Source organism: Rahnella sp. PAMC25617, assembly GCF_050606005.1.
GTDB classification, from domain to species: Bacteria; Pseudomonadota; Gammaproteobacteria; order Enterobacterales; family Enterobacteriaceae; genus Rahnella; species Rahnella variigena.
In genome coordinates, this window is record NZ_JBOCUM010000006.1 from 622,304 (window position 1) to 636,806 (window position 14,503).

Consider the following 14,503-nt stretch of genomic DNA (forward strand, 5'->3'; position numbering starts at 1 on the left):
ACTCCTTTTAATGTCCGTATCGAAGTTTTAGTGCTTCCGGGTAAGGCTCGAAATAACGCTGGTCAGCCAGATAAGCGTCCGGATATTCCGACATGTAATGCTTGAGCAACGTGATTGGCGCCAGCAGCGGCTGCATGCCCTGACGATAACGGTCGATCAGCCCGGCAAGTTCCTGACGTTGCGGCGAACTCAGCTGTTTGCGGAAATATCCCTGCACATGCATCAGCACGTTGGTGTGATTGCGGCGCGTGGCCTTATGACTCAGCAGATTCATTAACCGCAGGCGATATTCTTTAAAGTATTCTTCAAGGGAATCCCATTCGGCCATTGCGGCAACAAAGCGCCCCAGCTCGCGGTATTCCGGCTGCGAATGGGCCAGCAGAATGAGTTTATAACGGCTGTGGAAAGCCATCAGTTTGCCGCGCGTCAGACCGCTTTCCCGCAGCTGATTCAGTTCAAACAGCGTAAAAATGCGCTCGACAAAATTCTCACGTAACACCGGATCATTAAGACGCCCGTCCTCTTCTACCGGCAACCAGGGATGCTGCTTCATCAGCTCGGCGGTATAAATCCCGACGCCGGATTTTTTGGCATCTTTACCGTTGGCGCTGTACACCCGCACCCGCTCCATTCCGCAGCTGGGAGATTTTGCACAAACGATATAGCCGCAAAGGTGATCGAGCGGTGCAACGCGTTTTTCCGCGTAGGCCTGCATCTTCTCAGTGATATCGGTCGTGTCATCGTTGCTGAAACGCATGATCACGCCGTCATCGTGTTTAATCAGACGCAGTGCGGCACGAGGTGCCGGCAAGCCGATGGCCATTTCCGGACAGATCGACTCAAAGCGCACATAAGGCGATAACTGCTCGACGGCAAACGCCAGGCGTTTATGACCGCCATCAAAACGCACGTTGTCGCCCAACAGACATGCACTGATGCCAACTGGAATTGTTTTCGCCATGGTCAGCTCCCGGTATTGAGAAAAAAGAGGGGTGCCTTAACTTCATCACCTGCATGTATAACCTTAGCACAAGTTATACATAAAAATAATGTTGTACAGGTTTATCGACAAGCAATAAAAAACCCCGCAGGGAAACGGGGTTTCTTAAACTTCTCAGGTTAGTCCCGAGTCATTGGCGTTGCAGCAAGACGGCGAATGAGCAAATCCCGATGAGCTGACTGAGGTCAGTGATTCGGGTGAGCGAATGTAGCCAACGCAGCTGCGGCGTCAAGGACGACGGGAATAAATCAGTAAAAATCTTGTGTCGCCATCTCAGCATGACTCAGCCACACCGGCTTATCGCTGGTTTTCATCCAGACGCGGTGTAAATAGCTATAAAAACGGGCGCGGTCAGCGCGGAACAGCATGACCGGCAAAGCCAGAACACCGGCTGCGATAACACAAGCGCGGCGGGCCAGTATGCGGGTCATTGTATATGGCGTGTATTCATTCATCGCGTTGCTCCTGTGAAATTTGGAAAGTTTTCGGAAACTGTAAGTTGCGAAAAATATACTGCAATTGATGAAATTTTACTACTCATCTGACCACTTAAAAGTGTAAATATTCGCCAATTTCGCCCTGGCGCTGTAATTGAGTTACAGAATGGTTAAATAAATACGCAATTAAAGTTTATTTATGGTTTCATTTTTGCGCATTTTTATACTTTTTTTACACTGCGGTTATGTTTCTTTTCAGGATCTTTTCCCGCCTTTCCTTATTCTCGCCACAACATAAAAACACACCTGTGGAGGTGGATTGTGAGTGTTGGCGTAATCTGCGGCGCATTACTGGTTCTTCTGCTGCTCGGCTATCTGGTTTATGCCCTGCTGAATGCGGAGGATTTTTAAATGGCCGCAACCGGATTCTTACTGATTGCCAGTTTTATGCTGGTGCTTTTGCTGCTGGCAAAACCACTGGGTAACTTTATTGCTCAACTGATCGAAGGACAGCCCGGCGCATTTATTCAGCGCATAGAAAACGGTGTTTTACGCACGTCTGGCAGCAGCCATGCTGAAATGAACTGGTGGCAGTACGCACTGGCGATCATGGTATTCAACATTCTGGGCATTATTGTGCTGACGGCGATGCTGATGGCACAGGGCGCGTTGCCGATGAATCCGCAGCACTATGGCGGACTGTCATGGGATCTGGCCTTTAACACCGCGGTAAGTTTCATCACCAACACTAACTGGCAGGCTTACAGCGGCGAAAGTACGCTGAGCTATCTCAGTCAGATGGTCGGACTGACCGTGCAAAACTTCCTCTCTGCTGCCACCGGTATCGCCGTAGCGTTCGCTCTGATCCGCGCTTTTGCGCGTCCTTCAGCGCAGACCATCGGTAATGCCTGGACAGATTTATGGCGCATCACGCTGTATCTGCTTCTGCCGGTATCTTTCCTGCTGGCGCTGTTTTTCGTCAGTCAGGGCGTACTGCAAAACTTCGAAGCGTATCAGCACATCACTACGCTGGAAGGCCTGCAACAGACGTTGCCGATGGGGCCGGTGGCTTCTCAGGAAGCGATCAAAATGCTCGGCACCAACGGCGGTGGCTTCTTTGGCGCTAACTCCGCGCATCCGTTTGAGAACCCGACGGCGCTGACCAACATGGTGCAGATGCTGGCAATTTTCATTATCCCTTGTGCGCTGTGCTTCGCGTTTGGCCGGGTGGTCGGCGACAACCGTCAGGGACACGCGCTGGTCTGGGCGATGTCGGTGATTTTCGTCGTCTCTGTGGTGGTGGTGATGTACGCCGAACTCAAGGGCAATCCGCACTTCACGATGCTCGGCGCTGACAGCAACTTCAATATGGAAGGGAAGGAAAGCCGCTTCGGCATTCTGGCTTCCAGCCTGTATGCGGTGGTCACCACGGCGGCATCGTGCGGTGCGGTCAACGCCATGCACGATTCCTTCACCGCGCTCGGCGGCATGGTACCGATGTGGCTGATGCAGATCGGTGAAGTGGTGTTCGGCGGCGTGGGTTCCGGCCTGTACGGCATGCTGTTGTTCGTGCTGCTGACGGTGTTTATCGCCGGGCTGATGATAGGCCGCACACCGGAATATCTCGGTAAGAAAATCGACGTTTACGACATGAAGATGACCGCACTGGCGATCCTGGTTACACCGACGCTGGTGCTGCTTGGCACTGCGCTGGCACTGGTCACCGACGCAGGTCGCGCGGGGATTTTAAACCCCGGCGCACACGGTTTCAGTGAAGTGCTGTACGCGGTGTCCTCCGCCGCCAACAACAACGGCAGCGCATTTGCCGGGCTGAGTGTGAACACACCGTTCTACAACCTGTTGCTGGCCGCGTGCATGTTCTTTGGCCGCTTCGGGGTGATCATTCCGGTGCTGGCGATTGCCGGTTCACTGGTGGCGAAAAAGCGCCAGCAGGCAGGCAACGGCACCCTGCCGACGTCCGGCCCGCTGTTTATCGGTCTGCTGGTCGGCACCGTGTTGTTAGTCGGCGCGCTGACCTTTATTCCGGCACTGGCGCTGGGACCGGTCGCGGAACATTTGCAGGTCTGGTCAGCACAGTAATGCTGCGTAACTCGTTGAACTGATGAATATAGAGACTAAAAAGATGAGTCGTAAACAACGTGCGTTATTTGAACCCCGCCTGATCCGCACTGCCCTGCTGGATTCAGTGAAAAAGCTGGATCCCCGCGTTCAGTGGCGCAATCCGGTGATGTTCGTGGTGTATCTGGGCAGCATCCTGACCACCCTTATCTGGCTGGCGATCTTGCTGCACCGTACCGACGGCAGCGCGGCTTTTACCGGCAGCGTGTCGCTGTGGCTGTGGTTCACCGTGCTGTTTGCCAACTTCGCCGAAGCGCTGGCGGAAGGCCGCAGCAAGGCGCAGGCGCAGAGCCTGAAAGGCGTGCAGAAAACCAGCTGGGCGAAAAAAATCTACGAACCGCGCCCTGAATCACCGGTGATCAAAGTCGCCGCCGATACGCTGCGCAAAGGCGATTACGTGCTGATCGAAGCGGGCGATACCGTGCCGTGCGACGGCGAAGTGCTGATCGGCGGTGCATCTGTGGATGAAAGCGCGATTACCGGTGAGTCCGCGCCAGTGATCCGCGAATCCGGCGGTGATTTCTCCTCGGTTACCGGCGGGACGCGCGTGTTGTCCGACTGGCTGGTTGTGGAGTGTTCAGCAAACCCCGGCGATACCTTCCTCGATCGCATGATTGCGATGGTCGAAGGCGCGAAACGCCGCAAGACCCCGAACGAAGTGGCGCTGACCATTTTGCTGGTGGCGCTGACGCTGGTGTTCGTGCTGGCAACGGCGACGCTGTATCCGTTCTCACTGTTCAGCGTGGGCGCAAGTCACGCCGGTATTCCGGTGACTGTCACCGTGCTGGTCGCGCTGCTGGTGTGTCTGATCCCGACCACCATCGGCGGCTTATTGTCGGCTATCGGCGTGGCGGGGATGAGCCGTATGCTGGAAGCCAACGTCATTGCCACCAGCGGTCGTGCGGTAGAAGCCGCCGGTGACGTGGATGTATTGCTGCTGGATAAAACCGGCACCATCACGCTCGGTAACCGTCAGGCTTCGCAGTTCCTGCCCGCCCCTCAGGTGACGGAACAGGAACTGGCCGATGCCGCGCAGTTATCGTCTCTGGCGGATGAAACGCCGGAAGGCCGCAGTATCGTAGTGCTGGCGAAGCAGCGCTTTAACCTGCGCGAACGCGATATTCATTCACTGAATGCGACCTTCGTGCCCTTCTCCGCGCAAACCCGCATGAGCGGCGTAAACGTCGGTGAGCGCAGTATTCGTAAAGGTGCGGTGGATGCGATCCGTCGTCATGTGGAATCCAACGGCGGCACCTTCCCGAAAGCCGTCGATGGTCTGGTGGAAAACGTAGCGCGCAAAGGCGGCACGCCACTGGTGGTGGCCGAAGGCGCAAAAGTGCTGGGCGTGGTCGAACTGAAAGATATCGTCAAAGGCGGCATCAAGGAACGTTTCGCCGAACTGCGCAAAATGGGCATAAAAACGGTGATGATCACCGGGGATAACCGTCTGACAGCCGCTGCGATTGCCGCCGAAGCAGGTGTGGATGATTTTCTGGCGGAAGCCACGCCGGAAGCCAAACTGGCGTTGATCCGTCAGTATCAGTCGGAAGGCCGTTTAGTGGCGATGACCGGCGACGGTACCAACGACGCCCCGGCTCTGGCGCAGGCAGATGTCGCGGTGGCGATGAACTCCGGTACACAGGCGGCGAAAGAAGCGGGGAACATGGTCGATCTCGATTCCAATCCGACCAAGCTGATTGAAGTGGTGCATATCGGTAAACAGATGCTGATGACGCGCGGCTCACTGACCACCTTCAGTATCGCCAACGACGTGGCGAAGTATTTCGCCATTATTCCGGCGGCATTCGCGGCGACCTATCCGCAACTGAATGCGCTGAACGTCATGCACCTGACGTCGCCGTCGTCGGCCATTATGTCGGCGGTTATTTTCAACGCCCTGGTGATTGTGTTTCTGATCCCGCTGGCGCTGAAAGGCGTGAGCTATAAAGCCATGAGTGCCGCCGCCCTGCTGCGCCGTAACCTGTGGATTTATGGCGTCGGCGGACTGCTGGTGCCGTTTGCAGGTATCAAACTGATTGACGTGATCCTGACCGTTTTACATCTGAGCTGATTTTTGAGGAAGACCATTATGTCCGTTAAAAGAATATCCTATGTCCGCCCGGCTCTGGTGATGACGGTTCTGCTGACGCTGGCGACCGGCGTCGTTTATCCGCTGCTGACCACCGGGGTTTCCGAGCTGGTGTTCCGTACTCAGGCCATGGGTTCGCTGGTAAAAGACAGCGGCAACAAAGTGATTGGCTCAGAACTGATCGGGCAGAATTTTACCCGTAATGATTATTTCTGGGGACGTCCTTCTGTCACCTCCGACTCGCCATATAACCCGATGGCGTCCGCTGGCAGCAATCTGGCGGCCAGTAATCCGGCGCTGGATCAGGCGGTGAAAGACCGCGTAGCTGCGCTGCGCAAGGCCAACCCGCAAAGTCCGGCGGCGGTGCCGGTGGATCTGGTCACTGCCAGTGGCAGTGGTTTAGACCCGCAGATTTCGGTCGCCGCCGCCCAATGGCAGGCACCGCGCATTGCTGCCGCGCGTGGTCTGCCACTGGCGCAAGTGAATAAATTGATTGATGATAATACATCATCGCCGCTGATTGGTTTCCTCGGCCCCGACGTGGTTAACGTGCTCGGCCTGAATCAGGCGCTGGATGAACTGAAAACCAATTAACCAATTAACCAATTAACCAACCAAAATAATTCGGGTTGCAGGAAGGCGACAAGTGAAGGAGTCCCGATGAGCTTACATAAGTAAGTGATTCGGGTGACTGAGTGAAGCCAACGCACCTGCAGCTCGAAGTATGAAGGGTGATATGACAGAAGAAAGACCCGATCCTGACAGCCTGCTGGCGCTCGCCAATGAGAAGCCACGCGGGCAACTGAAAGTCTTTTTCGGCGCCTGTGCGGGCGTCGGGAAAACTTTTGCCATGTTGCAGGAAGCACAGCGTCTGCGTGCCACCGGTCTCGACGTGCTGGTTGGCGTGGTGGAAACCCACGGAAGGGAGGAAACGCAGGCGCTGCTGCCGGGGCTTTCTCTGTTACCCCCGAAACGCATAAACCACCGCGGTCGTCAGGTGCAGGAATTTGACCTCGATGCCGCGCTGGCCCGCCGCCCTGCCCTGATCCTGATGGACGAACTGGCACACAGTAACGCCGCCGGTTCGCGCCATCCGAAGCGCTGGCAGGATGTCGAAGAGTTACTCGATGCCGGAATCGACGTGTTTACCACCGTCAACGTGCAGCATCTCGAAAGCCTGAACGATGTGGTCAGCGGCGTCACCGGCATTATTATTCGCGAAACCGTTCCCGACCGTCTGTTTGATGACGCCAGCGAAGTGGTGCTGGTGGATTTGCCGCCAGACTCCCTGCGCCAGCGCCTGAAAGAAGGCAAAGTTTATATTCCCGGTCAGGCCGAACGCGCCATCGAACACTTCTTCCGTAAAGGCAATCTGATTGCCCTGCGCGAGCTTTCCCTGCGCCGCACCGCCGATCGCGTTGACGATCAGATGCGCGAATATCGCGACGATCAGGGCGTTAATCGTGTCTGGCATACCCGCGACGCGCTGTTGCTGTGCATTGGTCACGGCGGCGGTAATGAAAAACTGGTGCGTGTCGCGTCGCGCATGGCCGCACGTCTCGGCTGCGTCTGGCACGCCGTGTATGTAGAAACGCCTCGTCTGCATCGTCTGCCTGAAGGCCAGCGCCGTGCCATTTTGCATTCCCTGAAACTGGCGCAGGAACTGGGCGCAGAAACCGCCACGCTCTCCGATCCGCAGGAAGAACAGGCTATTTTGCGCTACGCCCGCGAGCATCGTCTGGGCAAAATCGTGACCGGTCGCCGCCGCGAAAAACGCTGGAAGTTCAGTGCCAGTTTTGCCGATAAACTGGCAAATATCGCGCCGGATCTCGATCTCATCGTGGTCGGACTGGAAGATTCTCCACCCAATCCGGCACGCAAAGAACAGGACTCACGTACATTCGCTGACCGCTTCAGCCGCCAGCTCTGGGGCTGCTCGCTGGCGGTGGCGCTGTGTGCGGTGATCACCGTGATGTCGCAATGGCTGGTGCCGACCTTCGATCAGGCCAACCTGGTGATGGTGTATCTGCTCGGCGTGGTGATTGTCGCGCTGTTTTATGGCCGCTGGCCGTCGGTGCTGGCGGCAGTAATCAATGTCGTCAGCTTCGATCTGTTTTTCGTCCAGCCGCGCGGCTCGCTGGCGGTCACTGATGCACAGTATCTGGTGACGTTCGGCGTCATGCTGATTGTCGGTATTCTGATCGGGAATCTGACCGCCGGTGTGCGTTATCAGGCGCGCATCGCCCGTCACCGTGAAAAACGCGCGCAGCATCTGTATGAAATGTCCAAAGGGCTGAGCCAGTCGCTGACGCCGGAAGCCATTGCGAAAACCAGCCGCCACTTTATTTCGTCCAGCCTGAATGCCAAAACCGCCATTTTGCTGCCGCAGGAGAATGGCGAACTGGCACAACCTGCCGGTGAAACCGCCTCGATTGTGGTGGATGACGCCATCGCCCGCTGGAGTTTCGATAAAAAACTGCCTGCCGGTGCGGGCACCGATACCCTGCCCGGCGTGCCGTATCAGCTTCTGCCGCTGATTGCTTCCGGGGAATCGCGCGGTCTGCTGGCGGTCGAACCGCCGAATATCCGCCAGCTACTGGTGCCGGAACAGCAACGTCTGCTACAAACTTTCACCGTGCTGATTGCTAATGCCCTGGAACGTCTGCATCTGGCCGCCAGCGCGGAAACAGCAAGACTGGAAACTGAACGCGAGCAACTGCGCAACTCACTGCTTTCAGCGCTTTCCCATGACCTGCGCACACCGCTGACGGTGCTTTTCGGGCAGGCGGAAATCCTGACGCTGGATCTGGCGTCGGAAGGTTCGAAGCACGCCCCGCAGGCCAGCCAGATCCGCCAGCAGGTACTGAGCACCACACGGCTGGTGAATAATCTGCTGGATATGGCGCGCATTCAGTCCGGCGGATTTAATCTGCGCAAAGAGTGGCAGTCAGTGGAAGAAATCACCGGCAGCGCGCTGCGGATGCTTGAGCCGGTGCTGGCTCACGACCACATCGAGATAGATTTGCCGAAGGAAATGGTGCTGGTGAACTGCGACGCCAGCCTGATTGAACGGGTGCTGATCAATCTGCTGGAAAATGCCCATAAATATGCCGGAATTGGCGCGACGATTGGCATAAAAGCCACACCACTGGATGAGTGGCTGGAGATCGAAGTCTGGGATAACGGTCCGGGAATTCCGGCCGGTGCCGAACACGCTATTTTCGAAAAATTCGCCAGGGGAAATAAAGAGTCAGCCATTCCCGGTGTGGGGTTGGGATTAGCGATTTGCCGTGCCATTATTGAGGTGCACGACGGACGTATTTGGGCGGAGAATGGCCCTGACGGCGGCGCGCGTTTCCGTTTCAGGCTGCCGCTGGAAGCCCTGCCTGAGATGGAAGCGGATATGGACACTGACATCGACGAGGCAACGTGAGCGCATCCCCGGTAAATATTTTAATTGTTGAAGACGAAAAAGAGATCCGCCGCTTTGTGCGCACGGCGCTAGAGGCGGAAGGCTTACGGGTATTTGAAAGTGAGACGCTGCAACGCGGGCTGATTGAGGCCGGCACGCGTAAACCGGATCTGATTATTCTCGATCTCGGTTTACCGGACGGTGACGGCCTGACTTATATCCGCGATTTGCGCCACTGGAGCGCGATCCCAATTATTGTGTTGTCAGCACGCACGAGCGAAGAAGACAAAATTGCTGCGCTGGATGCCGGTGCTGATGATTTTCTGACCAAGCCGTTTGGCGTTGGTGAACTGCTGGCGAGGGTTCGCGTTGCGTTGCGCCGCCATGCGGGCAGCTCACAGGAAAGCCCGCTGGTCACGTTTGCGGATGTGACGGTAGATTTGATCAACCGCCGCGTACAGCGAAACGGGGAAGACTGTCATCTGACGCCGATTGAGTTTCGCCTGCTGGCCGAACTGCTGGCAAACAGCGGCAAAGTGATTACTCAGCGTCAGTTACTCAGCCACGTGTGGGGCCCGAATTACGTCGAACACAGCCATTATCTGCGCATCTACATGGGGCATTTGCGCCAGAAACTGGAGGCCGACGCCACCCGGCCGCGTCATTTACTGACTGAAACCGGCGTGGGCTATCGTTTTATGCCTTAGGTTCGTCAGTTTCCGGTTTGGCTTCGCCAAATTCAGCTTCCAGACTTTCCGCAGCCTGCTGCAAAATGGCACTCACCCGCACCACCTGCTCCGGCGTTAAATCCGAACGCATCATGTTGCCGCGCAGCGCGTGACGCAGGCGGTGCATCGATTCATGAATACCTTCTGCCAGATTGTTTTTGCGCGGACGCTGAGCGCCAGCCAGACGGGCAAAAATCACATCCACCGCCGCCTGATGCTGCGCCAGTTCGACTTTTCCGGCTTCAGTTATCTGATAGCTTTTACGACCATTACCGGTGGCGACAGGCTCGAGAAAATCCTGCTCCTCCAGCAGCGTCAGCGTCGGGTAAATGACGCCCGGGCTTGGCACATACAGACCGGAAGACGCTTCTTCGATGGCTTTGATCAGCTCATAACCGTGGCTCGGTTTCTTCGCCACCAGCGCCAGCAGCACGCGGCGCAAATCACCGTGTTCAAACAGACGATGCACACCGCGCTCGCCACGGCCACCGCGACGGCCTTCGCCACGTCCGCGACGTTCGCGCCCTTCTTCACCACGTTCTTCACCACGATGGCGGCCATCCCGGCGCAACATGTGACGCTCGCTGTGATCGCTGCGATCTGATTCATGACGGCAATGACCACGATGCCCTTCTTCCCGGCAACCGTGACCGCGGTGGCGGCCTTCAAACATTTTACTAAACATAGTTTACGTCCTATTTAGATATATCGAATTATTTCGATATATCTAAACTAGATCGATTTTCAGAAACTGGCAAGCCGAAAAGCGCATTTAGATATATCTTTTTCGTCTCTGAACTGGCGGCAAGAAACGCGCAAAAAAAAAGCGCTGAATAATCAGCGCCTTTGATGAGAAGCAGAGAACGGCTTATTTAGCGTCGGCAAGAACCTTGCTGACGATTTCTACCGCTTCTTTCTCGATTTGTTCACGGTGTTCAGCACCGAGGAAGCTTTCACAATAAATTTTGTAGGCTTCTTCTGTACCCGACGGGCGTGCCGCGAACCAGCCGTTTTTGGTCATCACTTTCAGGCCGCCGATTGACGCGCCGTTACCCGGAGCGTTGGTCAGACGGGCAGTGATCGGGTCACCAGCCAGCGTGTCGGCTTTCACCTGTTCAGGAGAAAGTTTAGACAGCGCGGCTTTCTGCGCGTGAGTTGCAGGTGCCTGAATACGGTTGTAGCTTGGCGCGCCAAAGCGGGCAGCCAGCTCGTTGTAATGTTCCTGCGGGTTCTTGCCGGTGACGGCGGTGATTTCCGCGGCCAGCAGGCACATGATGATACCGTCTTTGTCGGTAGACCACGGGGTGCCGTTGAAACGCAGGAAAGAAGCCCCTGCACTTTCTTCGCCACCAAAACCGAAGCTGCCGTCAAACAGACCATCAACGAACCATTTAAAGCCTACCGGTACTTCTACCAGTTTACGGCCTAAATCTTCCACTACGCGGTCGATCATCGCGCTGGATACCAGCGTTTTACCGACGGCAACCTCTTTGCCCCACTGCGGACGGTGCTGGAACAGGTACTGAATCGCCACCGCCAGATAATGGTTCGGGTTCATCAGACCGGCTGGCGTCACGATACCGTGTCGATCGTAGTCAGGGTCATTGGCAAAGGCCAGATCGAATTTATCCCGCAGCGCCAGCAAACCGGCCATGGCGGATTCAGACGAGCAGTCCATGCGGATCACACCATCGTGATCGAGATGCATGAAACGGAAAGTCTGATCGACTTCATCGTTCACCAGCGTCAGATCCAGTTTGTAATGCTCAGCGATGCGCTTCCAGTATTCGATACCGGAACCACCGAGAGGATCCACACCCAGTTTCAGGCCTGCTTTCTGAATCGCGGCCATATCAACGATATCGGTCAGGCCTTCGATAAACGGCTGAACCAGATCCTGCGCCACCAGATGACCACTTTTCCACGCCTGATCCAGAGACTGACGTTTCACACCCGCAAGCTTGGCAGCCAGCAGTGCGTTAGCGCGTTTCTCAATCACGGAGGTCAGATTGGTATCTGCCGGGCCACCGTTGGTCGGATTATATTTTATGCCGCCATCTTCCGGCGGGTTGTGCGAAGGGGTGATGACGATGCCATCAGCCAGCGCGCCGCCGTTGCGGTTGTGGGTCAGGATAGCGTGAGACACCGCAGGCGTCGGCGTGAAGCCGTTGTCGTCCTGAACGATGACATCTACGCCATTCGCCGTCAGCACTTCCAGCACAGAGATAAACGCCGGTTCGGACAACGCATGTGTGTCTTTACCCACGTAGCACGGGCCGGTGGTGCCCTGCTCTTTACGCACTTCAGCAATTGCCTGAGCAATGGCCAGGATGTGCGCTTCATTAAAGCTGTGACGCAACGAACTACCGCGATGACCGGACGTGCCGAATTTCACAGCGTGTGCTGTGTTAGCCGGATCCGGTTGCAGAACGTAATACTGTGACGTTAACTGCGCCACATTAATCAAATCGCTTTGCTGAGCAGGTTGCCCTGCACGGGGGTGATTAGCCACTGGCGCTTCTCCCTTACGCTGAAATTTAGAGGGTGCCGCACACTTTGTCAGTCAGTTCCGCCGGGAACTGCATGAGTTGCATGATGTGTTCGATCATGCTGCGTTTGCGACCTGTGTTGGTGTTCGTAATAACCCAATACGGCGTTCCGGGAACGTGTTTAGGCTTGGTATGAATGCCGTTTTGCAGCAGGGTTTGCTGGTCACCGGCAAAATAGGTACGCGTGCGGCCCGTTAATGACTCAGTCGCAACTGCAAATTCTTTCGGGTTCAGGCCATACAAGGTCGACAGGATCAACATAAAGCGGTTCACCGCTTTGGTCTGCTCTGCGTATTCGTCAGACAACAACAGTTCACGGACGGCGCGGACTTTATCACGCGACGTCGGTGCTGCAGCGGCGACAGGTTTTTCCTGTGCAACGGTGCCGGCAATAATGGAAGCATTCACTGTCGCGGCAGGAGCGGTCTGTCCGGCAGTAAACTTCAACATACGGCGTAAAATATCAGACGCACTTTCACCGATAGCCTGCGTGTGGCTGGCAATGTAGCGGTAGAGTTCTTCGTCAACCTCAATAGTTTTCATCTTTATCCAGTACTGTTTTTCTACTTAATTCAAAAGGATTATACAAATTTCTACACAGTAACAAACAGGGGAATTGTGCCGCGAAGCAAAAACCAGACTACTTCCCGTTTTTGCTACATGCAGGCTCCGGCCTGTTCTTGCTTCTGGTAGTCAAATCCCGCTCAGGCATCTGGCAGAAACTTTCTGTTTTAAAAAATCATCCGCAACTCATGATAACCTAATGGAATCGTTTATCAGTATGAACTTCGCCATGAAATTACATTATCGCCTGCAAGAACCTGAAGTCGCTGGCAGCCATGCCCTGCCGGTTTTGTTAATCCACGGCTTGTTCGGAACCCTTGATAATCTGGGCGTTCTAGGCCGCGACCTGAAACAACAGCATAGAGTGTTACAGGTCGATTTGCGTAACCACGGCCAGTCCGGGCGTTCTGATGAGATGTCATACGCCGCGATGGCGCAGGATTTAGCAGAAACGCTGGATGAAGTGGGTTTCCAAAAAATCATTGTTATCGGCCACTCGATGGGCGGCAAAGCAGCGATGGCGCTGACCGCGCTGATCCCTGACCGTATCGAGAAGCTGATCGCCATTGATGTCGCGCCGGTCGATTACCGCGTGCGCCGTCACGATGAGATTTTTGCGGCGATTAACGCCGTCACCGCTGCCGGATTACGTGACCGCACGTCGGCTGCCACCTGTATGCGCGAGTATATAAAGGAAGACGGCGTGATTCAGTTTCTGCTGAAATCTTTCCAGCAGGGAGAATGGCGCTTCAACGTTCCGGTTCTGCTCAGTGAATATGAAACCATCACCGGCTGGGAAGACGTACCGGCGTGGGATCACCCGGCGTTATTTATCCGCGGCGGATTGTCGCCGTATGTGCAGGACGCTTACCGCGAAGATATTGCCCGTCAGTTCCCGCAGGCCAAAGCCTATGTCGTCGCCGGAACCGGACATTGGGTTCACGCGGAAAAACCTGAGGCCGTGCTGCGTGCTGTTCACCGTTTCATCGATGTGGACTAAGGTTTAACATCCTGGGGATAAATTGTGCAAAAAGCCTGCACAACTTAGAAAGTTATCATGAAATCAGGGCAATCAGGCGTTGTGAACCCCAGGCGCGCCAGTGTATGATTGCGCGCTATAATTTTGCCGCCCCGTTTCACTCAGGCTGAGTCGCGGGGGGTAAATTGGGTCAGGGTTTCTTAGCCCGAAATGTGTGAAACGCTCGTCAGGAATCGGCTTGCCGTTTTCCGATGTAAAAACTTCCCTGGTTGTACCGCTACCTATGGCAAAAGAACAACTGGATCGCACGACGATTGATCTGTTCGCAGATGACCGCCGTCCGGGGCGTCCAAAAACAAATCCGCTATCCCGTGATGAACAGCTCAGGATCAACAAGCGCAATCAGTTACGCCGCGATAAAGCGAGCGGTCTGCGTCGCGTGGAGCTGAAAATGAATGCCGATGCTGTTGATACGCTCAATAAGCTGGCTGAAGAACGTAACATCAGTCGTAGTGAACTGATTGAAGAGATGCTGCTGGCGCATCTTAACGGTCATGAAGGCTGATTGAAAACGGGTAACCTTTCCAGGCTACCCGTTTGTTTTTT

General features: G+C 55.4%; 13 protein-coding genes. 8 read left to right on the forward strand and 5 right to left on the reverse strand.

Annotated elements, in window-relative coordinates; translation table 11 throughout:
- Positions 1-7 precede the first annotated feature (7 nt).
- Positions 8-961, reverse strand: coding sequence for a YbgA family protein (locus ACM615_RS08960; RefSeq protein ID WP_113876038.1), 954 nt, complete (start codon positions 959-961; stop codon positions 8-10).
- Positions 962-1,248: 287 nt separating this feature from the next.
- Positions 1,249-1,455, reverse strand: a complete 207-nt coding sequence (locus ACM615_RS08965) for a YbfA family protein (protein WP_431011784.1) — start codon at positions 1,453-1,455, stop codon at positions 1,249-1,251.
- Between the two features lie 303 nt (positions 1,456-1,758).
- Here ACM615_RS08965 and ACM615_RS08970 point away from each other — a divergent pair, with 303 nt between their 5' ends.
- The 6 genes from ACM615_RS08970 (at position 1,759) to kdpE (ending at position 9,784) form a co-directional block, all read left to right on the forward strand.
- Positions 1,759-1,848 carry a K(+)-transporting ATPase subunit F gene (locus ACM615_RS08970; protein ID WP_071823630.1) on the forward strand — a complete coding sequence of 30 codons (90 nt, stop codon included), beginning with the start codon at positions 1,759-1,761 and terminating at the stop codon, positions 1,846-1,848.
- Positions 1,849-3,537, forward strand: a complete 1,689-nt coding sequence (gene kdpA, locus ACM615_RS08975) for a potassium-transporting ATPase subunit KdpA (RefSeq protein WP_431011785.1) — start codon at positions 1,849-1,851, stop codon at positions 3,535-3,537.
- Positions 3,538-3,580: 43 nt separating this feature from the next.
- Positions 3,581-5,647 (forward strand): potassium-transporting ATPase subunit KdpB, encoded by a 2,067-nt coding sequence (kdpB, locus tag ACM615_RS08980; protein WP_113876040.1) that lies wholly within the window; start codon positions 3,581-3,583, stop codon positions 5,645-5,647.
- An 18-nt stretch (positions 5,648-5,665) separates the two neighbouring features.
- Positions 5,666-6,259 carry a potassium-transporting ATPase subunit KdpC gene (kdpC, locus tag ACM615_RS08985; RefSeq protein WP_112289165.1) on the forward strand — a complete coding sequence of 198 codons (594 nt, stop codon included), beginning with the start codon at positions 5,666-5,668 and terminating at the stop codon, positions 6,257-6,259.
- A 142-nt stretch (positions 6,260-6,401) separates the two neighbouring features.
- On the forward strand, positions 6,402-9,098 hold the full coding sequence (kdpD, locus tag ACM615_RS08990; protein WP_431011786.1) for a two-component system sensor histidine kinase KdpD: 2,697 nt from the start codon (positions 6,402-6,404) through the stop codon (positions 9,096-9,098).
- The gene (gene kdpE, locus ACM615_RS08995) at positions 9,095-9,784 is read left to right on the forward strand and encodes a two-component system response regulator KdpE (RefSeq protein ID WP_113876042.1); all 690 of its coding nucleotides are present in this window, start codon (positions 9,095-9,097) and stop codon (positions 9,782-9,784) included. The genes kdpD and kdpE overlap by 4 nt, the downstream gene beginning before the upstream one ends.
- Here kdpE and ACM615_RS09000 read toward each other — a convergent pair.
- The 3 genes from ACM615_RS09000 to seqA form a co-directional block, all read right to left on the reverse strand.
- On the reverse strand, positions 9,774-10,490 hold the full coding sequence (locus ACM615_RS09000) for a PadR family transcriptional regulator (RefSeq protein ID WP_431011787.1): 717 nt from the start codon (positions 10,488-10,490) through the stop codon (positions 9,774-9,776). The genes kdpE and ACM615_RS09000 overlap by 11 nt on opposite strands.
- Positions 10,491-10,673: 183 nt before the next feature.
- Positions 10,674-12,317, reverse strand: coding sequence for a phosphoglucomutase (alpha-D-glucose-1,6-bisphosphate-dependent) (pgm, locus tag ACM615_RS09005; RefSeq protein WP_132965160.1), 1,644 nt, complete (start codon positions 12,315-12,317; stop codon positions 10,674-10,676).
- Positions 12,318-12,342: 25 nt separating this feature from the next.
- Positions 12,343-12,897 carry a replication initiation negative regulator SeqA gene (gene seqA, locus ACM615_RS09010; protein WP_112287655.1) on the reverse strand — a complete coding sequence of 185 codons (555 nt, stop codon included), beginning with the start codon at positions 12,895-12,897 and terminating at the stop codon, positions 12,343-12,345.
- 238 nt (positions 12,898-13,135) lie between these two features.
- Here seqA and ybfF point away from each other — a divergent pair, with 238 nt between their 5' ends.
- Positions 13,136-13,918 carry an esterase gene (ybfF, locus tag ACM615_RS09015; protein ID WP_314720329.1) on the forward strand — a complete coding sequence of 261 codons (783 nt, stop codon included), beginning with the start codon at positions 13,136-13,138 and terminating at the stop codon, positions 13,916-13,918.
- 262 nt (positions 13,919-14,180) lie between these two features.
- Positions 14,181-14,462, forward strand: coding sequence for a LexA regulated protein (ybfE, locus tag ACM615_RS09020; RefSeq protein WP_056772022.1), 282 nt, complete (start codon positions 14,181-14,183; stop codon positions 14,460-14,462).
- Positions 14,463-14,503: the final 41 nt, after the last annotated feature.